Here is a 22560-nt window from a genome sequence, read left to right as displayed (position 1 = left end):
GACGAAGTAGAAGAGCTTTATCATTCAGCAGTTCGTGAAGCTACAACGGCTTTTGGTCGAGGAGAGTGTTTTATTGAACAATTTTTGCATAATCCTCGGCATGTTGAAGCACAAGTTATTGCTGATACATTAGGTAATATAGTTGTCGTTGGTACACGTGACTGTTCATTACAAAGACGTAATCAAAAATTAATTGAAGAGTCTCCAGCACCTTTTATAACAGCTCAATTAGAACAGCAAATTATTCAATCTTCGATTGATATTTGCGCTAAAGCAAACTATGTAGGCGTAGGGACAGTTGAGTTTTTACTTAGCCAAGATGGTAAGTTATCTTTTTTAGAAGTCAACACACGGTTACAAGTAGAACATCCCGTAACAGAGGAAATAACAGGCATTGATCTTGTTGTTGAACAACTGCGTATAGCTCAAGGTTTGCCGTTAAGTATTAATGAAATGCCAAAACCTAAAGCCCACGCTATTGAATTTCGTATCAATGCTGAAGATGCAGCTAACGGCTTTTTACCTGTAGCTGGTACTATTACACGTTTTGATGTACCAACAGGTCCTGGTGTACGCATAGACAGTGGGGTGATGGCTGGTTCAACAATTCCAGCAACGTTTGATTCCCTTATGGGAAAATTGATTATTGTTGGTAATAATCGACAACAAGCCATTGCTAGGGCTCGCCGTGCGTTAGCGGAATTTACAATTGAAGGGGTAGCTAGTGTGTTGCCATTTGATCGTGCGGTTATTGAACATTCAGATTTTTGTGATGATTTTAATGTGCATACGCGTTGGATTGAAACTGAATTTAGTGCAACAATAGCACCAGCCAAAAGGCAAATACCACAAAAAGAAGCAGCGTTGACACACACATTTATTGAGATTGACGGTAAACGTTGTAAACTCGGTTTACCTGCACAACTCTTTGCAGGGTTATCCTTGCAAACGGAAGCTAATTTAGATACATCTTCAAGCGTGAAAGAACAATTATCAGAATTGATTGTCCAGTCACCTGTTTCGGGTAGTCTTTTTAAATGGGTGATCAATGATAATCAAAGCGTAAACGCAGGCGATGCCATTGCTATTATGGAAGCCATGAAAATGGAAGTTCAAGTTATTGCACACCGCAGTGGCATATTAACCAAAACGGTCCAAGAAGGGGATTACGTTAATGCTGGTGATGCCGTTGCTGAAATTAGCTAGTGTTTGGTTAGCTTCAATTAATCCAAATTTTGGCCTTCTACAGCTTAATGGTTAAGCTTTAATAACTAGTATTATATTAAAATGATAATACTAGTTTTATGTTTAATCATTTTTTGATAGTAAAATTACTAAATGATTCTTAAATATTGTCGAATTTATACTATCGAAATAGGTAAATGGATTTGAAATATTGATTTAACAAGTGAAATTTAAGTATTACATTCTACAAATCCTTTTATCACTATTTCAATATAGAGTTTGCCTTGTTGTGTCAATGAGAAAACATTCAAAACCAAGTTAGTTAGAGCACTATTTTTAGCATTGCATTTTAAATTTTCAGCCATCAAAAATTAATTTATAAGGAAATGTTATATGCTATATAAAACACGTGAAGATTTACCCGATTCAATACACTATGTTTTACCAGGACATACGCTAGATATTTTAAATAAGTGTTTAATAGTGTGATTAAGAAATATCAGGATCCGCATAAACGGCGCGATAATAACGCACCAAAAACAATTGCTTTTAAAGTGGCTTAGGCCGTTGTAGAAAAGGTTTATCACAAAGGTAAAGATAGTAAATGGGTATCTAATATAGATACCTATTTAGATAATTAAATGTTCTAAGTTGAACAACATAGCTTAACATTTTGAAACTTTTTTTGTATGTATTTATTAAGGATCTATATTATGTTTGTTTATACACTTACTTATGTAAAACCCATTAATGAAGTAGAAAAACATTATGAGTCAGGATACTTTATTGCATCAGGTAGAAAAGTTCCCCATACAGGTGGGGTGATTCTTTGTCGTGCAGAGAATAAAGAACAAGCAATAGTAATAATGCAAGAAGATCCATTTTATATTTATCACATTGCTCAATATGAGATTATCAAGTTTGTGCCATCGAAATATACTGAAGGGTTTGAAAATTTTATTTAACAAATTAGATTTAACTATTTAAATTCTAACATTTATTTTGCTTATTTTTATGTTTTTTTGATACTTAGCTAAATACTATAAAAATTTACTTACTTTCTTCATATTAATTAACAATCCCTCCAAAATATACTTATATTTTTCCTGATCAATACGGAAAAAGTTGGTTAGTAATTCTATTTTTTTCCTTTTATACTAAATTTGAATTATCAATAAACACAGGTACTTGATTATGAATAATAAAGGTCTACAAAAAAATTTTTTATGGGGTGGTGCTGTTGCAGCTCATCAATTAGAAGGTGCTTGGCAAGTTGGTGGAAAAGGAATAAGTGTCGCTGATGTGATGACTGTTGGTTCACCAAAAAGTTATCGTAAAATTACTGAAGGTGTTATTGACGGTGAATATTATCCTAATCATGAAGCTATCGATTTTTATCATCATTATAAAGATGATATTAAGTTATTTGCTGAAATGGGTTTTAAATGTTTTCGCACTTCTATTGCTTGGACGCGTATTTTCCCGAAAGGTGATGAACTTGCACCGAATGAAGAAGGGTTAAAATTTTATGATGATCTTTTTGATGAATGCTTAAAATACAATATTGAGCCGGTCGTCACACTTTCTCATTTTGAATTACCTTATTATCTTGTTACAGAATATGGTGGATTTCGCAATCGTAAATTAATTGACTTTTTTGTGCGCTTTGCTGAGGTCTGTTTTGATCGTTATAAAAATAAAGTCAAATATTGGATGACTTTCAATGAAATCAATAATCAAGCTAATTTTAATGAAGATTTTGCGCCTTTTACTAATTCAGGTATTTATTATAAAGAAAGCGACAATCGCGAGCAGATTATGTACCAAGCCGCACATTATGAATTAGTTGCTAGTGCTAAAGCGGTACAGATTGGTCATGCCATTAATCCTGATTTTAAAATTGGTTGTATGCTAGCTATGATACCAATCTACCCAGAAACCTGTAAGCCAGGTGATGTTTTAATAGCACAAAAAGTAATGGAACGTAAATACTTTTTTGGTGATGTACATGTGCATGGCGAGTATCCAAACCACATTAAAAAATATTGGCAACGTAAAGATTTTAAACTTGATATCACCAATCAAGATCTTGAGATCTTAAAAAATGGAACAGTTGATTACATTGGCTTTAGCTATTACATGTCTAATGCAATTAGGAAAAAAGAAGATAATGAAAGCTATGAATATAACGAAAAAACCGATCTTATTGGCAATCAATATGTTAAAAAATCAGACTGGGGTTGGCAAATCGATCCTGAAGGGCTTCGTTATACACTTAATTGGTTAACTGATATGTATCATTTACCGCTTTTCATAGTTGAAAATGGTTTTGGCGCCTACGATAAAATCGAAGCTGATGGTAGCGTGCACGATGCTTACCGTATTGATTATCTGCGTGAACATATTAAACAAATGAAACTTGCTGTTGAAAAAGATGGTGTTGATTTGATGGGATACACTCCTTGGGGATGTATTGATCTTGTTTCAGCTGGGACAGGTGAAATGGAAAAACGTTATGGATTTATCTATGTTGATAAAGATAACAAAGGTAACGGTTCACTAAAACGTAGCCGCAAAGCTTCATTCGCATGGTTTAAAAGAGTGATTGAGTCTAATGGCGAAGTCTTATAAAGCATAACTATTTTTAGGGGAATTTATGAAAAAAGCATTAATCATTTGTGCGGCAGGTATGTCATCATCATTAATGGCTAAAAAAGTAACAGAATATTTTGCTAGCAAAGATAAAACAATTTTGGTTGATGCTGTCTCGGCAACCGAAGGCGGAAATATGATTCAAAGTAGTGATTTTTCACTCTTTTTAATTAGCCCGCAAACTATGATGATGCTTGATAAATTTAAAAAATTGGGGGAAGAAGTCGGTAAGCCTGTTGTGAGTATTCCTTTTCAGGCTTATATACCCGTTCAATCAGGCATTGAACAATTGGCTAAGTTAGTAGAGGAGAATATAAACTAATTTAAATCAATATATATCGGCTTTAGCGATATGATTTGGCGTTGTGAATAGATTATTTAAATAGCAGCGCCTTACTATCTTACGTTGGTGTGTGGTGTACTTATGTAATAGTTAAAAGTATTCACTATATTATTAATAATATGGTTTTAGTTGACACAGGTATGGATGATAGTGATTAAAAATAAACAGCGTGACCTTATTAGTTTATTAGTTCGTTCTAAAGATATATTCAAAAGTAGTGCATTACTAGCAACTGAGTTAGCATTATCAGATCGTACTGTTCGCACTTATCTTAATGATTTGAAATCGTTAATTGAAAGTCACGGTGGATCTATTATTAGTAAACAAGGTTATGGTTACAAATTACAAATTAAAGATAGAACAGCTTTCAATTTATTTTTAATTGAGCATCATTTATTAGATCGCAATGTAGAACAAGCAAATTGTCGAGAAGTATGTCAGAGAAAACACCATATTCTTAATTTATTATTATTAGAAAGCCAAAAAATCGATATAGAAGCATTAGCTGAACAATTATTTATTAGTTCTTCTCAACTAAATAAAGATATTTTAGAAATCAAACACCAACTCCAACCTTATGGGCTTACTATTAAAAAAAGTCAATCTCTGTTTTATATTGAAGGTGAGGAAAAAGCAAAACGACATTTTATTTTGAGCTATTTTTTTCATGAAGAATCGATTAATTTTCTGCAACATCTAACTTATTTAAACAAGTTCAATGATGTAATTGGCTTAGATACGTTAACCATTATTATTTTAGATGAGTGTCGTGAGGCAAAAATAAAATTATCTGATGTAATGATACAAAATATCGTCTTACATTTATCATTAAGTATCAAACGTTTACAGTTAGGGCTTTCTATTCAAAATCTTGATATGCCACAATCGACTAAAAAGAAATTGGAATATCAAGTCGCTAAAAAAATCATCAATAGAGTAGAAAAAGTGATTGGTTTTTGTTTTCCTAAAGAAGAACAAATGTATTTAACATTGCATTTGATTAGTAAATCAAATTTTATTCAGAATGATTTTAACTCCGAGCTGTATTTATCTTTGACTAATTTATTATTTAGAATACAGCAAGAAACTGGATATTTATTTTTAAACGATGAGCAATTGAAAAACGGAATTATTCAGCACCTAAAACCGATGATTGTCCGCTTAGAACAGCATATAAAATTGAAAAACCCATTGCTTGATGAAATTAAAACAAACTCTCCAGAATTGTTTGAGTTAGTTAAAAAATACCTTAACCAGCTTCCTGAACTTAAAAAATTTACGATTCCTGATGATGAATGGGGTTATTTGACTTTGCACTTTTTAGCTTCGATAGAAAAGCTAAAAAATGAACAAAAGGCAAAAGTGTTAATTATTTGTGCAACTGGGCAGGGTAGTGCTCAACTATTAAAAAATCGCGTTGAATGCGAGTTTAATGAAAGAATCAAAATCGTTGCAACGCAAGGCTATTATGAAATTGAACCAAAAGTATTGGATAAGGTTGATTTTATTATCTCGTCAGTTGATTTATCATCAAAAGTATTCAAAGTCCCTGTTTTTCACGTCTCTGTATTTTTTACTGAAGATGATATACAAAAAATTCGTCGTCATTTATCGTCACCAATTATGCTTATCTCGGCACATACAGAGCCAATATCAACGTTCGCATCATCAAATACTTTAGAGCATCTTAGTAATGTTGGAAAAATGGTAGATGAACTATCCGCTGATTATTTCTACCAATACAGAGGTACCCAAAGTAAAGAACAAGTTTTAGATGGTTTGCTTGATCTTTTAGTACTAAATGAAGATAAAGATTATAAACAAAAGATGATAGAGCAAATGGAGAATCGTATCATATTAGGTGATATTTTCTTTAGCCCAACTATCGTAGTGCCACATCCGGCAATGCCTGTGGGGAAATTGTCTAAAATTGGTATTGCAATTATTCCTGATGGATTATTTTGGGATCACAATTATCCAAAAATTCACTTTATCTTTATGATTTCACCATCTATTTATCAAAACCCGACTTTATCGATGATGACAAAAGCTATTGTCAAATTGATTGACGATTTAGAAATGCAAACAAAACTGTTGAAAACACAAAACTTTGATCAATTTAAACGACTTTTTATCCAACTTATTGAAAAAGAGGTATAGCAATGAATAAAGAAATGAGCTCAGAGGATATTCAACTTATTGCTTTTAATATTATTTTGTATAGTGGTAATGCTAAAACTAAAATCCACGAGGCTTTTAAGGCGATGAGACAAGCTAATTTTATTGGCGCAAATCAGCTTCTTGAAGAAGCGAATAAAGAAATCTTACAAGCACACCATTCCCAAACAGAGCTGCTGCAAAATTATGCTAATGGTACCAAAATCACAATGGAAATTATTATGGTACATGCACAAGATCACTTAATGACAACCATGAGCTTTCGAGAAATGGCGATTGAAATGTTACATCTATATGAAAAACATCATGAGTTAGAAATAAAACTAAAGAGCTAAATAGGGAGTAGCATAATGACAGAAAATCTAACAATGCATAAAAAAATCAGCCTAACTAATCTCTATTTTAATCGATTTTTAGTGATTCGCTATACCACTGCATTTTTTTTATTTTTGAATCTTTATTGGGCAACCTTTCTAATAGGTTCATTGTCAATAGTCGCTATTTTACCGCTTGCTCTTTTTGTTTTGGGCATACTTACCACATGGGAACAAATTAAGCTTTATCGTAATCATTGCAATAAATTGCCTTATGCAAGATTATTTTATCGTACTTTAGCAATAGTCTTTACGGCACTCATTCTTACTCTCTATACCCCTTTGTATCAAATTTTCTATCCATTTTTAAAACAGACGCAAGATACATTACATGTATTGGTGATATTACAGGTAGTGAGTTTAATTATTACGTTTTTAATGCTTAAAAAAATAAATAATATTCAACATAATCGGGATCAGCATTTTAAAAGAATCCAAGCTTACGAAAAATTTATTAATTAAAAGAGGACAATAAAATGAATACGGGATTTGTTATTTTGCAGAAATATCTGATGACGCCCATGGCTAAAATATCGCAATTTAAAATTGTTCGAGCCGTAATGGCTGCAGGGATGGCGTCTGTACCTTTTTCTATTGTAGGTTCCATGTTTTTAGTATTTAACACATTGCCAATGACATTTACGGGATTGGAAGGTTTTTTTAAAAATACTTTTTTTAGAGTGAGTGATCTTTATATGATTGCTAACACGGCTACAATCGGTATTTTAGCCCTTTATTTTAACTTTGTTGTTGGTTATGAACTAACTAAAATCGAAGCGGAAGAAACGGGTCTTAAAGTTAATGCTCTTAATGGTGCGATGTTATCTGTTTTTGCCTTTTTCATGACTTTGCCTGAACTGATCATGCAAAATGGAGTTATTACCTTAGTTAATGATCAAAATAATTTAGTCTTTAATGGGCTACGTTTACAACCCTTTATCTTTCGGTTGGGTACATCAGGTATATTTATTGCAATAGTTATGGCCATTGTGGCAACTAACCTCTATTTTTTATGTGTTAGACGAAATTGGGTTGTAAAAATGCCTGAAACAGTGCCATTAGGCGTTTCGCGATCCTTTACCGCACTGATCCCAACTTTTGTAATTGCCTTTTTTGTGATCATTGTTAATGGTATTTTCATCTATTTTGGTACTGATATTTTCAATATTATAGCTGTACCGTTTGCCTTTGTAACCAATCTTACCAAAAGCTGGTTGGGTATTATGGTTATCCTATTTTTAATCCATGCGCTATGGGTGGTTGGGATCCATGGTGCCAGTATTATTGGAGCATTTATTACCCCTATTATGTTAACTAATATGACTGAAAATACAGCGGGAGCACATATTCCTTTTGCTGGTGAATTTAATAATTCACTTGTGATTTTAGGGGGATCAGGTTCTACTTTATTAATGACATTTTTTATTGCGTTTTTTGCTAAGTCCAGCCAACTAAAAATCTTAGGGCGAGCATCTGCAGTACCTGCAATATTTAATATCAACGAACCAGTTATTTTTGGTATGCCGATTGTATACAATCCTTATTTAGCTCTCCCTTTTTTCTTAGCACCTATGGCTTGTGGAACATTAGGTTATTTGGCTATTAATACTGGTTTTATTCATCCAATCATCGCATTAATTCCATGGCCATCCCCAATGGGATTAGGGGCATTTATCAGTACTGGCGGTGATTATAAAGCGGCTATTGTTGCCATATTTTCGGCTATTTTAGCTTTGCTAATCTATATTCCTTTTGTCAAATTATATGACAATAAATTGTATAAAGATGAGCAAGGTAAATCAGAAAACGAAATTCAAACAGCTTAATTTTATATAAGGGCGTATACATTTTATTAAAGATTACGCTCTTTTTTAGTTAAAATCATAAATATCAATTATGCTTATTTTCTTTGAGATTTAAGAAATCATTCCTACTAAATTCACTACTGTTTTATACTTAAACGTAGTGTTTCCTGAAAGTTTTTAACAAAAATCAGTTTTATTTATACAGAGAATAATTTTATCGCTACTGTGCTAAGAAAAGACATCATTGTTGATACTTGCAGTTAATTCTGTAAAAATTTTCACACTAAACGAAAAAAATATTGTTTAAAAATTTTAGATGAAGTTTTACAACAAATTTTAGTTATCATCGATTGCATCTCGCATTAAATCATTAGTTTTTATGGAGCAAATTATAATTGCTCTAATTATTTTTTAGTTCTAATGATCATTGCTACTCCATTAAAATGGTAAATTAGAGTAAATATGCACTATATAACTGATCAATATTCGATCAGTATTTTTGTTTTCTATGTTATATTGATGGTCCCCCCTTAACATATTGTTGCATGATTTATTAATATGCTTTATGTATTTTGGTGTTAAGTGGGTACGATAAATAATACTTTAATTAGGAGGTGCAAAATGTTTTCTCTTAAACATAAATTGATAAAGTATTGCTACTTTATGGTATTTTTACTGATAAGCCAACAAGTACTTGCTGTCGAAAACGTAACACAAAAATTAACAGCTGCCGCAGTTGCTTCGCCCGATTATTATGGTGCAAAGGCAGCCGAAGAAGTGCTCGAAAAAGGTGGAAATGCAGCCGATGCTGCGGTGGCTACCGCATTTGCTCTTGCTGTTACTTATCCTGAAGCGGGTAACATTGGTGGGGGTGGTTTTATGACCCTTTGGATGGCCGGTAAGCCTTATTTTATTGATTATCGTGAAGTAGCACCAAGTAAAGCTGATAAAGATATGTATCTTGATGATCATAAAAATGTGATTCCTAATTTAAGTTTATATTCTTACAAAGCATCAGGAGTGCCTGGAACTGTTGCTGGTATGTGGGCGGTTCATCAGCGTTTTGGTAAATTACCTTGGAAAGAGGTTATAGCACCAGCTATTCGATTTGCCAATGAAGGATTTGTTGTAGACAAACAACTAGTTAAACGTTATCAAGAGGCACAAGAACTTGCGCCTGTTAATGGTCACTTTAAGCAATACTTTGGTTCAATGCAAGAAGGGAAAATATTTAAACAACCTGAACTGGGTAAAGTTTTAGATCGTATTGCCCAGCAAGGTAGCGATGGATTTTATAAAGGTGAAACGGCTAAATTAATTGCACAACAGATGGAGAAAAATGAAGGTTTAATTACGGAAAATGATTTAGCAAATTATAAGGTTAAATGGCGAGATCCTTTAATTGCTAACTGGCATGATATGCAGATTGTTACTGCTCCACCGCCAAGCTCAGGCGGTGTTGGTTTAATTCAATTATTATTAATGAAACAATATTTGGAGAATGATTTCAAAGGTGTAAAAGTAAATTCAGCACAATATATTCACTTGTTAGCAGAAATAGAAAAACGTGTTTTTGCTGATCGAGCCGAATATATGGGAGATCCTGATTTTATCTCTGTACCTGTCACTGAATTGATTGATACTAATTATTTAGCGCAGAGAGCGAAACAAGTTAATCCAAAAGCGATTTCGATTACTGAAAAAGTTAAACCAGGTTTAGATAATAATCGTGAAAAGTTACAGACTACACATTTTTCGATTGTGGATAAATGGGGCAATGCCGCATCGAATACTTATACACTTAATGGTTGGTTTGGATCTGCTGTTGTAATAGAAGGCACTGGTATCATTCTAAATAATGAAATGGATGATTTTAGTAGTAAACCCGGTGTTGCTAATCAATTTGGTGTCGTGAGCAAAGATGCTAATGCAATAGAACCAAATAAACGTCCTTTATCTTCTATGACACCAAGTATTTTTATTAAAGATAACGAAGTTGCAATGGTCATTGGTACACCAGGTGGTTCAAGGATTTTCACTTCAATCTTTCAAGTTGTGACAAATGTTTTTGATAATCATATGTCATTAAAAGCGGCAATGGATGCTCCGCGTTATCATCATCAACTATTACCAGCGAATCTTATCTTTATTGAGCGTTTTCAAAATAAAGTGCCAGAGAAGTTAAAAGATAAACTTAAACAGATGGGTTATCATTTTAAACAGCAAGATTTTAGCGGTGATATTCAAGCCATAAAAATTACGGATAATAAACCCGAAGCCGTATCAGATATTCGAGGTCGAGGTAAATCAATTATTGTGAAATAGATAATAAAAGACCCGCCATAATGACGGGTCTTTTTGTGTTTATTGTTGGATAATTATTCAGGAATAATATCAACAATAAGTTTAGCAAATGCTTCGCTGTGTACTTGGAAGAACACTTCATGTTCACCAGTAGTACGCAGTACGCCATTTGGTAAGCGAACTTCGCTTTTTGATACTTGAATACCACGAGCTTTAACAGCATCAGCGATATCACGAGTACCGATTGAACCAAATAATTTGCCTTCATCACCGGCTTTAGAAGTAATAGTTACTTTACCAAGTGCATTGATTTGAGCAACACGCTCTTCAGCTGCTTTCAATGTTTCTGCTAGCTTAGCTTCTAATTCAGCACGACGAGCTTCAAAGAATTCGATATTCTTTTTAGTTGCTGATACAGCTTTACCTTGTGGAATTAAAAAGTTACGTGCGTAACCTGCTTTAACATTAACTTGATCACCTAAGCTGCCTAAATTAGCAACTTTATCGAGTAGAATAATTTGCATTATATGTTCCCTCTGTTGCTAATTACTGATGATTATCAGTATATGGTAATAATGCCAAGTAACGAGCGCGTTTGATTGCGCGAGCTAATTGACGTTGATATTTTGCGCTAGTACCAGTGATACGGCTTGGTACGATTTTACCACTTTCTGTGATATAGCTTTTTAATAAAGAAACATCTTTATAATCAATTTCTTTAACGCCTTCTGCAGTAAAACGGCAGAATTTGCGACGACGGAAATAACGTGCCATTTGGCTATTCTCCTAATAGTTTAACTTGGTCAGCATGTAAAACAAGTTGGCTTGTTTGGTTGCGTTTAGTATGTGTGCTTATAAAGCCACTAACTAAAACTTTGCTGCCTTTTTTTATGTAACTTAACTCTTGTTGTCCACTAACAATCACAGGCATTATGCACCATGCTTGTCTTGTAAGTTCTGCTTCGATTTGTTTAGAAACGTGTTCTAAATAAAATTGACAATGCGAGATCCCACTTGGACTGATTTTTTGTATCGGAGTTTTTTTTACAATACCCGATAACATTAAACGATTATTCGTCGGAATCATCGTCCATGTTTGCTTCGTTAAAATCTTCTTCAGAGCTACGACGTTCCTCTTTAGCTTTTAACATAGGAGAAGCTTCAGTTACAGCGTGTTTTGTGCGCATAATTAAACTGCGAATTACTGCATCATTGAAACGGAAGCTATCTTCAAGTTCGTTAACCGCTTCTTGAGTTGCTTCAACATTCATTAACACATAATGTGCTTTGTGCAGTTTTTCGATAGGATAGGCTAATTGACGACGACCCCAATCTTCTAAACGATGGATTTTACCACCATCAGTGGTTAACGTACCAGTATAACGTTCAATCATACTAGGTACTTGTTCACTCTGATCTGGGTGAACCATAAATACTATTTCGTAATGACGCATTATCGCTCCCTACGGATTAATCAGCTTTCTGTCGGGGCAACCGCAACCCATTGAAAGCAAGGAACATGAAAATAGGCGGTTGAAATCGACGGGGCATTATATATCAAGTTATTGTGTTTGACAAATGAATATGCCAAGATTCTTTGTAAGACAGTGTCACTTTTAGTTGATAGGAAGTATCTGTTTTTATGACTGTTTTTTATGAAATTCTTTTGAAAAACGTCAAAAAAAGCAAGAAAAAACTTCAATAAAATCAATACTTTTTCTGACCGGATTTTGTGGTTGTAAAAATGCATTGTAAAATGTAACGATTTCTATACATTTTTGTTAGTAAAATATGATATGCTTTCGCGCAATAGAATTGTTATTAATAGATGTTTGTATAACTATATAAGTAAGATAAGAGGAAAGGTTTGATGGCTCAGGAAACTATTTTTAGTAAAATTATTCGACAAGAAATCCCTGCTGATATTGTTTTTCAGGACGATAAGGTGACTGCATTTCGTGATATTTCTCCTCAAGCGCCGACTCATGTGTTGATTATCCCAAATAAACTAATTCCAACCGTTAATGATATTCAAGAAGAAGATGAAGCTATTCTTGGGCATATGATGGTAGTTGCTGCTAAAATTGCCAAGCAAGAAGGTATTGATGAAAGCGGTTATCGTTTAATTATGAATTGTAATAAAGATGCAGGACAAGAGGTTTTCCATCTTCATATGCATTTATTAGGCGGTAAAAATTTAGGTCGATTAATAGGTTAATCATGATATGAAACAGATAAAACGTATATTTGTTGTTAGCTCATTAGCTTTTTTGTTAGCGGGTTGTCATCTTTTGGGGAACTCTCAAAAAACCGAAGTAAAACCGCCTGTTGATGTTAATCAATCTGATGGTACTGGTGTGATTGAAACACCACCGCAAATTGTTAGGCAGACTGATTGGCATTCAATATTATCACCATTTATCAGTAAATTAGTGAGTTCGTCATCTTTAGACTCAGATAATAAGTTGATTTTAATTAGCGATATCCAAAACCGTAGTGGTGATTATCTTGCCAATAATAAAATTGCTGATGCATTGCATCAATTAATGCATAAACAAAATACGTTCACTGTAGTTGATCAACAAGCGATAAGCCAAGCTAAACAATCACTGGGTATTTCGGCTGATGATAAGCTTGTATCACGAGGTAAGATGATTGGATTGGCTAAGTCGATGAATGCAAATTATGTCCTTTTTACAACAATTTATAAAGTGCCAAGCGAAAGTACTGATGCCGATTTAGCTATGGAATTACTTTCAACGAAAAGTGGCGAAATATTAACTAGAGTTGAGTCGAAAGATTTTCCAAAACCGTCTGATAGCAATAGTAATGCACAATCAAAACAAATTGGAGATAATCAATAATGGGGCCGTTGTTGATTGATGTTGATGGTTTGACATTAACTCAAGACGATAAAAAGTTGCTACAAAATCCATTGGTGGCAGGGGTGATTTTATTTAGCCGAAATTACCAAGATCCTACGCAACTATACGAATTAATTAAACAAATTCGAGCTGCCTCTTCACAGCGTTTATTAATTTCGGTCGATCATGAAGGTGGGCGAGTTCAGCGATTTAGAGAGGGGTTTACGGCAATTCCTCCTGCGCAATCGTTTGCGGCACTTAATAACCTTGAGCAAGCAAAGTCTTTGGCTTTTGATGCCGGTTGGGTACTGGCTATGGAACTTATTGCTTTTGATATCGATCTTAGCTATGCGCCCGTTTTAGATTTAGGTCACGATTGTCTTGCTATCGGTACACGTTCTTTTCATCAAGATGTCGATATTGCTTATCAAGTTGCTTCCGCTATGATTGATGGTATGCATGCTGCAGGTATGAAAACTACAGGCAAGCATTTTCCTGGGCATGGTCATGTGATTGCTGATTCACATAAGGAAACGCCTGTAGATCATCGCGAAAAGTCGCTTATTGAACTTGATATGCAAATTTTTGCCAAATTGATTGCGGATAAAAAACTTGATGCAATCATGCCTGCTCATGTTATCTATCCTGCTTTTAATAATAAACCTGCTAGCGGTTCGCCATATTGGCTTAAAACAGTGCTTCGTAAGCAATTACATTTTGATGGTGTAATCTTTTCTGATGATTTATCAATGGAAGGTGCTTCAATAATGGGTAATTATGCTGAGCGAGCCCAAACGGCATTATCAGCAGGTTGCGATCTGCTTTTAGCTTGTAATAATAGGCAAGGGACATTAGTTATTTTAGACCAATTAGCAGCATTAGATAAGATTCATTCCTTAACATCAGATAAAGCAAAATGTTTATTAACCAATACAAAAATCACCTATGTAGAATTAACAAAGAGTTCTGAGTGGCAACATCGTCGTGATAATTTATTAAAACTTAATGAAAAGTGGACAGAGTATGCAAGCAGCAATCATTGAAATGGATAATGACCAACTTCTGGTTGCCTATAATCATGTAGCTAGAGCACTATTTGCTCAAAACGATTTAGTATTAAATCAACCTTTTAATTATCAAAAGATCTTCAATCTTGATAATACTATAAATATAGATGGACAAGATGATACGATTATTGTGTTAGATTCTCAGCACGTTTTATTGCAAAAAGTGATGGAATCATCTAAAACAATATTTATTTTACAACCAATTGAGTATTTAAAAAAAAGGTTATCAAAAATAAAGGTTGTTGGTTCTCAAGCTTTTGATATTTTCGCCAGCCAAAGTTTAGTCATGCAAAAACTTATCGCTCAAGCTAAAGCATTCTCAATGCAAAGAGAACCATTGCTTATTTCTGGCGAAACTGGTACTGGTAAAGATTTACTTGCTAATGCTTGTCATCAATACAGTTCACGTGGCGATCAGGCTTTTCTAGCATTAAATTGTGCAGCTATGCCTGATGAGGTTGTTGAAAGTGAATTATACGGGCATGCAGCTGGTGCTTATCCTGGCGCTATTGAAGGTAAAAAAGGCTTTTTTGAACAAGCCAACGGTGGCTCAGTATTGCTTGATGGCATTGATGAAATGTCGTTTCAAATGCAAACTAAATTATTACGTTTTATCAATGATGGCTATTTCCGCCGTGTGGGTGATGATGATGAAGTTTATGTCGATGTTAGAATTATTTGTGCAACAAAGGTCGATTTAGCTGATTTGGTTGAACAAGGTAAATTTAGAAAAGATCTTTATTACCGACTTAACGTACTATCGCTTAATTTACCTTCTTTACAACAGCGTAAAGACGATATTCAATCACTTACGCATATTTTTGTAAATGAATATGCCAATAAACAAGGCATCATACCACCAACAATTGACGATAATGTTATTGATAATTTGACCCGTTACTCATGGCCAGGTAATGTAAGACAACTTAAAAACATACTTTATTCGGCATTAGCGCAATTGACCTCGTCTAGGTTAACGGTTAAAGACATTGTGTTACCGACTCCAATCACATCGCAATTATCGTGGGTCAACAATATTGAAAATAAAACTCTTGATGAAATAACTAAACAGTTTGAAAAAGAGATCTTATTTAAATTATATGATCAATACCCAAGTTCAAGAAAGCTGGCTAAAAGATTAGGTGTGTCGCATACAGCAATTGCAAATAAGTTGAGAGATTATGGGATAGGGCGGTGAATTTATAAAACAAGTGAGGAATATTTACTTGTTTTATACTCTATGAACATTTGTATGAATGTTAATTTAGCAACCCATTTATTTTGTTAGTCATAAAATTAATGTCTTTATTCAATGAAACTCTTATAAATACCATAATATGTTTTAAAGGTATTTTGTTTCTAATTCCAAAACGTATTATATACAATATATTACTCAGTTTTTTTGCGTTATTTTTTATAAATAATCGTGTATATATATGCATGTACATTTCTATTATTGGTGGTTTTTCTTTATATAAATAATAGATATTGATATTAAAAAGGTAATCAGAACGTAAAAAATTTATGTACTGTGTTTTTGTTATTGTTAATAGATTACTTTTTTGTATGTATTTCGTGCACTTTTCAATAATTTGAGAAAATAATTCAATATATTGTGAACTTATTTTTTTATTGCTAGTTAATGAACTGGCTCTTTTCCTATAATAATATAAGGGCGATTTTGAGTAATAAGTTAAATTTGCAGATAATAGTACATCCAATGTTATTAAGTGATCTTCGTGATTTCTTCCCTCAAATCGTAAATTGAGCATTTTCTTTTTAAAAATATATCTCCAACATGCACCAGGGTATTTTTTATCTTCAATTATATGTGTAAATAGCTCATTACCAGTGTCAAATCTGATTAAACTATTGTCAATATTATTAAATTCTAGATTTTCTAATTTTTCAAAGTCTTGGTTTTCAAAATAAAATAACTCAATGGTATTACTAATATTTAAAACATTTAAAAATGTTGCAAATAAATTAGGATGTAAAATATCATCAGGATCGACGAATTGAATATATTGTCCTGTTGCTTGATTAATTCCAACATTTCGAGCTTGACTAACTCCCTGATTAGTCTGATAGATATATTTTACATAAGAGAATTTTTGAGTAAATTCTTGAATAAAATTAGCAGTATTGTCAGTAGAACCGTCATCTATACATATAATTTCTTTAGGTTGAACAGCTTGTTTAATGATAGAATTGAGACATTGTTCAATATAATTTTCAATATTATAACAAGGAATAATGATTGAAAGGTTAAGTATTAATTTTTCATTTTCCATAGTAAAAATATCTTTTAAGAAGAAATATTGCTGTTAGTTGGTTTGACATCTTTGTCTATGGATTCGTATGAACGAGGATGCTTTTTTGTAATTACACATTTCAACAATTTTAAAAAACTTTTAAAACTTAAATTGTCTTTTTTCTTCATTTTATAAGCATAAAATAAATTCCGACGTACTTCAATTTTAGGATTGCGAGTTCGATACATTCGCATTAACATTTTTGCATAAGCAATTTCAAGTCTTGCTCGTTCGCTAAGTTTATCATAGGAGACTTCACAAGTCATATCATGATACATTTTGCCTATGCATAAGCCTTTTAATACCGCAGTTTGTGGTGTTGCATGAATTAAATCAAATAAGCGATGATCTGTGTGATAGAAAGCAAATTTTTCATCAAAAACATAATGATGATTAGTTAGTAATTTATCAATTATATCTTTTGATAATGCGGTACCAGAATTGATCGTTCTGGTATTGCTTAGGTTGAATTCCCCCAAAGGTATAACTTGCTCTCTTTGCTCAAAATCAGAAGGGAAACATTGCTTGTCAATTTTTTGCTTAGGAAAAATTGCTGGGCAAATAACCGCATAATGACTATTATGATAGATATTTTGGAAGAAAGAAGAATCAATATTAGAATCTTGATCAAAAATAACAAAAAAATCGTAATCTAATTTATTAATAAAATGATTATAAATTTTACTTAATGATAGGTTTCGAACATCTTGATAAATTGATGTTGTTATTCCTTTTTTCTGGTTTGATTTTAGATAATTATTAATATCTTGTTCTTTAAGTAAAGTTGGCCCATTGTTCCAAATAATCACATTTAATTTAGTGTATTCTAAATTTGCTTGTAAAATTGATTTTAACGTTGCAGAATCAGATAAAGTGCAACTATAAAGCACAGTTAATATATTTATTCTCATGTTGATTTTGAACAAACTAAGCGGTAAAAATATCACAACAATATAACATATAAAGAATTACGAATACAATGTTTGTAAAATGATGAGAAATTCGGGTCTTTTTTGAAAATGTAATGATTAATACTTAATTCTAAATATTGCTATTTATTGACTTTGTTATTATTATTCCGTGCATAAGATTTTAGAGGGGTAATTAATGAAAGTGATTGTTACAGGAGGAGCTGGTTTTATAGGTTCTGCTGTTGTGAGACATATTATAGAACAGACTAATGATGAAGTATTGGTTATTGATAAATTAACTTATGCTGGGAATTTGGAATCATTAGATAGCGTATCAGAGAATAAACGATATCGTTTCAAACAAATCGATATTTGTGATAGAAGGGAGCTTGATGTTGTTATGGCTGGTTTTTGCCCTGACGTTATTATGCACTTAGCAGCCGAAAGTCATGTTGACCGTTCTATTGATAACCCTTCTACATTTATAGAAACCAATATAATAGGTACTTATACTTTATTAGAAGCATCTTTAGCCTATTGGAAAACACTAGACACAACCAAACAATCTACATTCCGTTTTCACCATATTTCAACTGATGAAGTGTATGGTGATCTGCATGGAACGAATGATTTATTTACTGAAAAAACACCTTATTCGCCAAGTAGCCCATATTCGGCATCGAAAGCTTCAAGTGATCATTTAGTCCGTGCGTGGCATAGAACCTTTGGTTTACCTACTGTTATCACAAACTGCTCAAATAATTATGGTCCATACCATTTTCCAGAAAAACTAATCCCATTAATGATACTTAATGCTCTTGAAGGTAAGCAGTTGCCCGTATATGGTAATGGTCAACAAATTAGAGACTGGTTATATGTAGAAGATCATGCAAGAGCACTTTATCTTGTTGCTACTAAAGCAAAAGTAGGTGAGACTTATAATATCGGTGGGCACAATGAACAAAAAAATATTGATGTTGTAAATATTATTTGTGAATTACTTGAAGAACTCGTTCCAAATAAGCCAAATGGTGTTAAGTGTTATAAAGATCTGATTACTTATGTTACTGATCGGCCAGGTCATGATCAACGTTATGCTATTGATGCATCAAAGATCTATCAAGATTTGGGTTGGAAACCACAAGAAACATTCCAAACAGGAATGCGTAAAACAGTAGAGTGGTATCTCAAAAACAAACAATGGTGTGATCATATTAAAGATGGCTCATATGCAAGATCACGACAAGGAATTATTTAATATAGGTAACTTTATGAAAGGTATTGTATTAGCTGGTGGGTCAGGAACCCGTCTTTATCCCATAACTCGAGGTATTTCAAAACAGTTATTACCTGTTTATGATAAACCTATGATTTATTATCCTTTATCTGTACTCATGCTTGCCGGTATTCGTGATATTTTAATAATCACAACACCCGATGATTTACCTATGTTTCAACGATTGCTAGGTGACGGTTCCCGTTTTGGTGTCAAACTAAGTTATGCACAGCAACCTAAGCCAGAAGGTTTGGCACAAGCTTTTTTAATCGGTGAGGAGTTTATTCAAAAACAACGCTGTTCTTTAGTGTTAGGTGATAATTTATTTTTTGGCGAAAGCTTTGGCAAAAAATTGGTAAGAGTTGCAGCTCAAAAAGAAGGTGCAACAATTTTTGGTTATCAGGTAGTGGATCCTGAACGATTTGGGGTTGTTGATTTTGATGAAAACTTTAAAGCATTATCAATTGAAGAAAAACCAATTAAACCAAAATCTAATTGGGCTGTAACGGGGCTTTATTTTTATGATGAAAATGTGGTTGAAATGGCAAAACAAGTCAAGCCATCTCATCGTGGTGAGCTAGAAATTACAACGCTTAATCAGATGTATTTGGATGCAGGACTGTTAAATGTTGAGATCCTAGGACGCGGTTTTGCTTGGCTTGATACAGGTACACATGACAGTTTGCTTGAAGCGTCATCGTTTGTTCAAGTAATAGAAAAAAGACAAGGACTCAAAGTTGCCTGTCTTGAAGAGATTGCTTATCGTAATGGCTGGCTCAGTGCTGAACAGGTGAAAGAAGAAGCCATTAGTTCAGGTAAAACATTATATGGACAATATTTAGCAAGATTGATAGAACAATAAAATAGGTGGGCAAATGGAAGTTATTTCAACGAATATTGCGGATGTAAAAATTATAAAACCGAAAGTGTTTGGTGATGAACGAGGCTTTTTTCTTGAAACTTTCGAACAAAAACGGTATCAAGAAATGTTAGGTATAGAACTTAATTTTGTTCAAGATAACCATTCGCGTTCACAAAAGGATGTGTTAAGAGGATTACATTTTCAAAAGGAAAACCCTCAGGGTAAACTAGTTCGAGTTGTTCGAGGTGAAGTTTTTGATGTGGCTGTCGATATTCGTAAAGATTCTCCAACTTATGGAAAGTGGGTTGGTGTTACCTTAACAGAAGAAAATAAAACACAGTTGTGGATTCCTCCTGGGCTTGCTCATGGTTTTGCGGTACTGTCAGATATTGCTGACTTTGAATATAAATGTACTAATTATTATGACCCTAAGTCAGAAGGCTGTTTGTTGTGGAACGATCCAACAGTAAATATTAGTTGGCCGATTTCAAATCCATTACTATCGGCAAAAGATAAGTTAGGTAACACATTACAGGAGTTATAGTTAATTGATGAAAGTTTTGTTAACTGGTGCTAATGGTCAGTTAGGCCATTGTTTTAAAGATATCTTTCCTTCAGATTGGCAATTACTTGCCACTGACAGCCAGCAATTAGATATAACTGATGGTTTAGTTGTTGATAATTTTGTTGCCTTGCATAGACCTGATGCCATTGTAAATGCCGCAGCATATACAGCAGTGGATAAAGCAGAAGATGAATATGAATTAGCTTATAAAGTTAATGCTGTCGGTCCTAAGAATTTAGCAACAGCTGCTAAAAAATATCATGCAAAACTAGTTCATGTTTCGACCGATTATGTTTTCGATGGGACTAAACGTTCTCCTTATTTAGAGGATGATTTAACCAATCCGGTTAATGTCTATGGTGAGACTAAACGAGCTGGTGAATTATCTGTCTTAGACAATTATTCCTCTGCAATTGTAATTAGAACCTCTTGGGTTTTTAGTGAATATGGCAATAATTTTGTCAAAACGATGTTAAAGCTTAGTCAAACTAGACCTGAATTAACCATTATTGATGATCAGTTAGGATGTCCAACTTATGCTGGTGATATTGCTAAAACGATTTTAGAAATGCTAATGAATGATATTCAAGGTGGTATATATCATTATTGTGGTGATGAGTACGTAAGTTGGTTCCAGTTCGCATCTAAGATATTTGCAGCAGCTCATGAATTAAATCTTATGACTAATAGTAATGTAATGATAAAGCCAATCTTAACTTCAGAATATCAAACTAAGGCTATAAGACCATTATACTCTGTTTTAAATATGGATAAAATAAAACAGTTAGATATAAAAGCGCCTGATTGGGAAAAAGCATTAATAGATGTGATTCCTCGCATCCATTTATAGTAATTGATTCATTGTTAGAGGTATACAAGAACGAGGGTGTTTTTTCTTAAAAAGACATTTTATTAATTTGAGAAATTCTGAGTATGAATACTCCCTTCTTGTAAATTTTCTAAGTAGATACAAAAAGATATTTAAACGACTTTTTTTATCATAAAAAATCTTGTTCAATACTTTTGAATACTCCATTTCTAGCCTTCTCATAGGGCTTACTTTTTTTCGATCTTGTAAGTTAAAATCTAAAGAATGGTTAATTTTCCCTACACATATTCCTTTAAATTCGGTTTGTTTTAATGCTATCAAATTAAGGAAAAAACTGGTATCAATAGCATAGAGCGCGTAGCGCTCGTTAAAAATTTCTTGTTTGCTTTTACTTATGTACTTTATTAATTGATTAGATAGAGTTAGTCCTGAAGAGATAGACTCAATTTCTCCCATGATAAAAGCTTTTTTATCAAAAATTTTCCGATTCTCATGATATATCGGGAAACATAATGAATTTTCTTTTGAAATCCATCCAGCAGAATAAACTTGGGGAATAATTACATCAAAATCATTATTTATCTTAATATTTTGGAAAAAGTCATTATTCAATATTGAGTCTTGATCCAAAATAGTGAAAAAATCAAAACTTTCTCGGTTGATAAAAAAATTATAGATTTTACTTAAAGCAATATTATGAAGATTTTCATAGATTGAAAGACTAATATTCTTGCTATCACAAACAGACTTACATTGTCTAAATTCTTGCAAGTTAAGTGATTTTGGGCCATTATTCCATATAATTACGTTTAAAGTAATATCACTTCTATCTGAATTTAATAATGATTCGAAAGTTTTAGAATTTTCAATGTTTTCATTGTATAAAATGATTATAGCTGTAATTTTCATTTATATAGTTATGGGTATTTATTTTAGCTCTATTATATTCTAACTTTTTAATTTTAGGAAAGATTGCTATACAAATTAATAAAATAATACTATTTTAATGCGCTATTTCCTATTTAAAAAA

General features: G+C 33.0%; 24 protein-coding genes. 17 read left to right on the top strand and 7 right to left on the bottom strand.

Annotated features, from left to right (window positions below):
* From A9G25_RS05785 to ggt, 9 genes are all read left to right on the top strand, one after another.
* Positions 1–1206 (top strand): ATP-binding protein (locus A9G25_RS05785; RefSeq protein WP_065626148.1); only part of this gene is annotated, 1206 nt, incomplete at its 5' end.
* Between the two features lie 692 nt (positions 1207–1898).
* Positions 1899–2150, top strand: a complete 252-nt coding sequence (locus A9G25_RS05780; protein WP_065626147.1) for a YciI family protein — start codon at positions 1899–1901, stop codon at positions 2148–2150.
* Between the two features lie 229 nt (positions 2151–2379).
* Entirely contained in the window at positions 2380–3816 is a 1437-nt protein-coding gene (locus A9G25_RS05775) for a 6-phospho-beta-glucosidase (RefSeq protein WP_065626146.1), read from the top strand.
* 25 nt (positions 3817–3841) lie between these two features.
* Positions 3842–4159: a PTS cellobiose transporter subunit IIB gene (locus tag A9G25_RS05770; protein WP_065575474.1), complete on the top strand. Its 318-nt coding sequence runs from the start codon at positions 3842–3844 to the stop codon at positions 4157–4159.
* A gap of 165 nt (positions 4160–4324) precedes the next feature.
* The gene (locus tag A9G25_RS05765) at positions 4325–6340 is read left to right on the top strand and encodes a BglG family transcription antiterminator (protein WP_218057547.1); all 2016 of its coding nucleotides are present in this window, start codon (positions 4325–4327) and stop codon (positions 6338–6340) included.
* A 14-nt stretch (positions 6341–6354) separates the two neighbouring features.
* Positions 6355–6693, top strand: coding sequence for a PTS cellobiose transporter subunit IIA (locus A9G25_RS05760; RefSeq protein WP_065611164.1), 339 nt, complete (start codon positions 6355–6357; stop codon positions 6691–6693).
* A gap of 15 nt (positions 6694–6708) precedes the next feature.
* Positions 6709–7194 (top strand): hypothetical protein, encoded by a 486-nt coding sequence (locus A9G25_RS05755; protein WP_065611103.1) that lies wholly within the window; start codon positions 6709–6711, stop codon positions 7192–7194.
* A gap of 14 nt (positions 7195–7208) precedes the next feature.
* Positions 7209–8558 (top strand): PTS cellobiose transporter subunit IIC, encoded by a 1350-nt coding sequence (gene celB / locus A9G25_RS05750; RefSeq protein ID WP_065626145.1) that lies wholly within the window; start codon positions 7209–7211, stop codon positions 8556–8558.
* Between the two features lie 642 nt (positions 8559–9200).
* Positions 9201–10862 carry a gamma-glutamyltransferase gene (ggt, locus tag A9G25_RS05745; RefSeq protein ID WP_442903086.1) on the top strand — a complete coding sequence of 554 codons (1662 nt, stop codon included), beginning with the start codon at positions 9201–9203 and terminating at the stop codon, positions 10860–10862.
* A gap of 53 nt (positions 10863–10915) precedes the next feature.
* On the opposite strand, the gene rplI is transcribed toward ggt, so the two are convergent.
* The 4 genes from rplI to rpsF are packed head-to-tail and all read right to left on the bottom strand — an operon-like array spanning position 10916 to position 12295.
* Complete coding sequence (gene rplI, locus A9G25_RS05740) at positions 10916–11365, bottom strand: 50S ribosomal protein L9 (RefSeq protein ID WP_065590871.1); 450 nt, start codon at positions 11363–11365, stop codon at positions 10916–10918.
* Positions 11366–11387: 22 nt separating this feature from the next.
* Positions 11388–11615: a 30S ribosomal protein S18 gene (gene rpsR / locus A9G25_RS05735; RefSeq protein ID WP_025314965.1), complete on the bottom strand. Its 228-nt coding sequence runs from the start codon at positions 11613–11615 to the stop codon at positions 11388–11390.
* A 4-nt stretch (positions 11616–11619) separates the two neighbouring features.
* Positions 11620–11928 carry a primosomal replication protein N gene (gene priB / locus A9G25_RS05730; protein ID WP_065626143.1) on the bottom strand — a complete coding sequence of 103 codons (309 nt, stop codon included), beginning with the start codon at positions 11926–11928 and terminating at the stop codon, positions 11620–11622.
* The gene (gene rpsF / locus A9G25_RS05725) at positions 11912–12295 is read right to left on the bottom strand and encodes a 30S ribosomal protein S6 (protein WP_065626142.1); all 384 of its coding nucleotides are present in this window, start codon (positions 12293–12295) and stop codon (positions 11912–11914) included. The genes priB and rpsF overlap by 17 nt, the downstream gene beginning before the upstream one ends.
* 416 nt (positions 12296–12711) lie before the next feature.
* Between rpsF and A9G25_RS05720 the strand changes: the two genes are divergently transcribed.
* From A9G25_RS05720 to A9G25_RS05705, 4 genes are read left to right on the top strand one after another with little or no spacing between them, the layout of a single operon-like run.
* Positions 12712–13059: an HIT domain-containing protein gene (locus A9G25_RS05720; RefSeq protein WP_065626141.1), complete on the top strand. Its 348-nt coding sequence runs from the start codon at positions 12712–12714 to the stop codon at positions 13057–13059.
* 7 nt (positions 13060–13066) lie between these two features.
* Entirely contained in the window at positions 13067–13705 is a 639-nt protein-coding gene (locus tag A9G25_RS05715; RefSeq protein ID WP_065626140.1) for a hypothetical protein, read from the top strand.
* Positions 13705–14748: a beta-N-acetylhexosaminidase gene (gene nagZ, locus A9G25_RS05710; protein WP_065626139.1), complete on the top strand. Its 1044-nt coding sequence runs from the start codon at positions 13705–13707 to the stop codon at positions 14746–14748. Before A9G25_RS05715 ends, nagZ begins: the two co-directional genes overlap by 1 nt.
* Positions 14729–15970 carry a sigma 54-interacting transcriptional regulator gene (locus A9G25_RS05705; RefSeq protein WP_065626138.1) on the top strand — a complete coding sequence of 414 codons (1242 nt, stop codon included), beginning with the start codon at positions 14729–14731 and terminating at the stop codon, positions 15968–15970. The genes nagZ and A9G25_RS05705 overlap by 20 nt, the downstream gene beginning before the upstream one ends.
* A 61-nt stretch (positions 15971–16031) precedes the next feature.
* Here A9G25_RS05705 and A9G25_RS05700 read toward each other — a convergent pair whose 3' ends face one another.
* The gene (locus tag A9G25_RS05700) at positions 16032–17066 is read right to left on the bottom strand and encodes a glycosyltransferase family 2 protein (protein WP_065626137.1); all 1035 of its coding nucleotides are present in this window, start codon (positions 17064–17066) and stop codon (positions 16032–16034) included.
* A 14-nt stretch (positions 17067–17080) separates the two neighbouring features.
* Positions 17081–17998, bottom strand: a complete 918-nt coding sequence (locus A9G25_RS05695) for a hypothetical protein (protein ID WP_065626136.1) — start codon at positions 17996–17998, stop codon at positions 17081–17083.
* 196 nt (positions 17999–18194) lie between these two features.
* Between A9G25_RS05695 and rfbB the strand changes: the two genes are divergently transcribed.
* Genes rfbB through rfbD form a run of 4 tightly spaced genes read left to right on the top strand, consistent with a single transcriptional unit; the run spans position 18195 to position 21551 of the window.
* A complete protein-coding gene (gene rfbB / locus A9G25_RS05690; RefSeq protein ID WP_065626135.1) occupies positions 18195–19256 on the top strand; it encodes a dTDP-glucose 4,6-dehydratase in 1062 nt (353 codons plus the stop codon).
* 13 nt (positions 19257–19269) lie between these two features.
* Positions 19270–20136 (top strand): glucose-1-phosphate thymidylyltransferase RfbA, encoded by an 867-nt coding sequence (rfbA, locus tag A9G25_RS05685; protein ID WP_065626154.1) that lies wholly within the window; start codon positions 19270–19272, stop codon positions 20134–20136.
* Positions 20137–20149: 13 nt separating this feature from the next.
* Positions 20150–20680, top strand: coding sequence for a dTDP-4-dehydrorhamnose 3,5-epimerase (gene rfbC, locus A9G25_RS05680; protein WP_065626134.1), 531 nt, complete (start codon positions 20150–20152; stop codon positions 20678–20680).
* Between the two features lie 7 nt (positions 20681–20687).
* Positions 20688–21551, top strand: coding sequence for a dTDP-4-dehydrorhamnose reductase (gene rfbD / locus A9G25_RS05675; protein WP_065626133.1), 864 nt, complete (start codon positions 20688–20690; stop codon positions 21549–21551).
* On the opposite strand, the gene A9G25_RS05670 is transcribed toward rfbD, so the two are convergent.
* Positions 21546–22439, bottom strand: coding sequence for a glycosyltransferase family 2 protein (locus A9G25_RS05670; RefSeq protein ID WP_065626132.1), 894 nt, complete (start codon positions 22437–22439; stop codon positions 21546–21548). The two genes, rfbD and A9G25_RS05670, sit on opposite strands and share 6 nt — an antisense overlap.
* Positions 22440–22560: the final 121 nt, after the last annotated feature.

The organism is Gilliamella sp. Bif1-4 (assembly GCF_001690535.1).
GTDB lineage: Bacteria > Pseudomonadota > Gammaproteobacteria > Enterobacterales > Orbaceae > Gilliamella > Gilliamella bombi.
This window is presented reverse-complemented; position numbering and strand designations above follow the sequence as displayed.

Bases quoted from the DNA above. Each gene is read 5' to 3' on its own strand.
- A9G25_RS05700 (WP_065626137.1), bottom strand. From the start codon at position 17,066: ATGGAAAATGAAAAATTAATACTTAACCTTTCAATCATTATTCCTTGT.
- rfbD (WP_065626133.1), top strand. From the start codon at position 20,688: ATGAAAGTTTTGTTAACTGGTGCTAATGGTCAGTTAGGCCATTGTTTT.
- rpsR (WP_025314965.1), bottom strand. From the start codon at position 11,615: ATGGCACGTTATTTCCGTCGTCGCAAATTCTGCCGTTTTACTGCAGAA.
- A9G25_RS05770 (WP_065575474.1), top strand. From the start codon at position 3,842: ATGAAAAAAGCATTAATCATTTGTGCGGCAGGTATGTCATCATCATTA.
- rfbA (WP_065626154.1), top strand. From the start codon at position 19,270: ATGAAAGGTATTGTATTAGCTGGTGGGTCAGGAACCCGTCTTTATCCC.
- priB (WP_065626143.1), bottom strand. From the start codon at position 11,928: ATGATTCCGACGAATAATCGTTTAATGTTATCGGGTATTGTAAAAAAA.
- rfbC (WP_065626134.1), top strand. From the start codon at position 20,150: ATGGAAGTTATTTCAACGAATATTGCGGATGTAAAAATTATAAAACCG.
- A9G25_RS05775 (WP_065626146.1), top strand. From the start codon at position 2,380: ATGAATAATAAAGGTCTACAAAAAAATTTTTTATGGGGTGGTGCTGTT.
- A9G25_RS05720 (WP_065626141.1), top strand. From the start codon at position 12,712: ATGGCTCAGGAAACTATTTTTAGTAAAATTATTCGACAAGAAATCCCT.
- A9G25_RS05705 (WP_065626138.1), top strand. From the start codon at position 14,729: ATGCAAGCAGCAATCATTGAAATGGATAATGACCAACTTCTGGTTGCC.
- A9G25_RS05780 (WP_065626147.1), top strand. From the start codon at position 1,899: ATGTTTGTTTATACACTTACTTATGTAAAACCCATTAATGAAGTAGAA.
- rpsF (WP_065626142.1), bottom strand. From the start codon at position 12,295: ATGCGTCATTACGAAATAGTATTTATGGTTCACCCAGATCAGAGTGAA.
- A9G25_RS05715 (WP_065626140.1), top strand. From the start codon at position 13,067: ATGAAACAGATAAAACGTATATTTGTTGTTAGCTCATTAGCTTTTTTG.
- A9G25_RS05760 (WP_065611164.1), top strand. From the start codon at position 6,355: ATGAGCTCAGAGGATATTCAACTTATTGCTTTTAATATTATTTTGTAT.
- celB (WP_065626145.1), top strand. From the start codon at position 7,209: ATGAATACGGGATTTGTTATTTTGCAGAAATATCTGATGACGCCCATG.
- A9G25_RS05755 (WP_065611103.1), top strand. From the start codon at position 6,709: ATGACAGAAAATCTAACAATGCATAAAAAAATCAGCCTAACTAATCTC.
- rfbB (WP_065626135.1), top strand. From the start codon at position 18,195: ATGAAAGTGATTGTTACAGGAGGAGCTGGTTTTATAGGTTCTGCTGTT.
- A9G25_RS05670 (WP_065626132.1), bottom strand. From the start codon at position 22,439: ATGAAAATTACAGCTATAATCATTTTATACAATGAAAACATTGAAAAT.
- A9G25_RS05765 (WP_218057547.1), top strand. From the start codon at position 4,325: ATGATAGTGATTAAAAATAAACAGCGTGACCTTATTAGTTTATTAGTT.
- nagZ (WP_065626139.1), top strand. From the start codon at position 13,705: ATGGGGCCGTTGTTGATTGATGTTGATGGTTTGACATTAACTCAAGAC.
- ggt (WP_442903086.1), top strand. From the start codon at position 9,201: ATGGTATTTTTACTGATAAGCCAACAAGTACTTGCTGTCGAAAACGTA.
- rplI (WP_065590871.1), bottom strand. From the start codon at position 11,365: ATGCAAATTATTCTACTCGATAAAGTTGCTAATTTAGGCAGCTTAGGT.
- A9G25_RS05695 (WP_065626136.1), bottom strand. From the start codon at position 17,998: ATGAGAATAAATATATTAACTGTGCTTTATAGTTGCACTTTATCTGAT.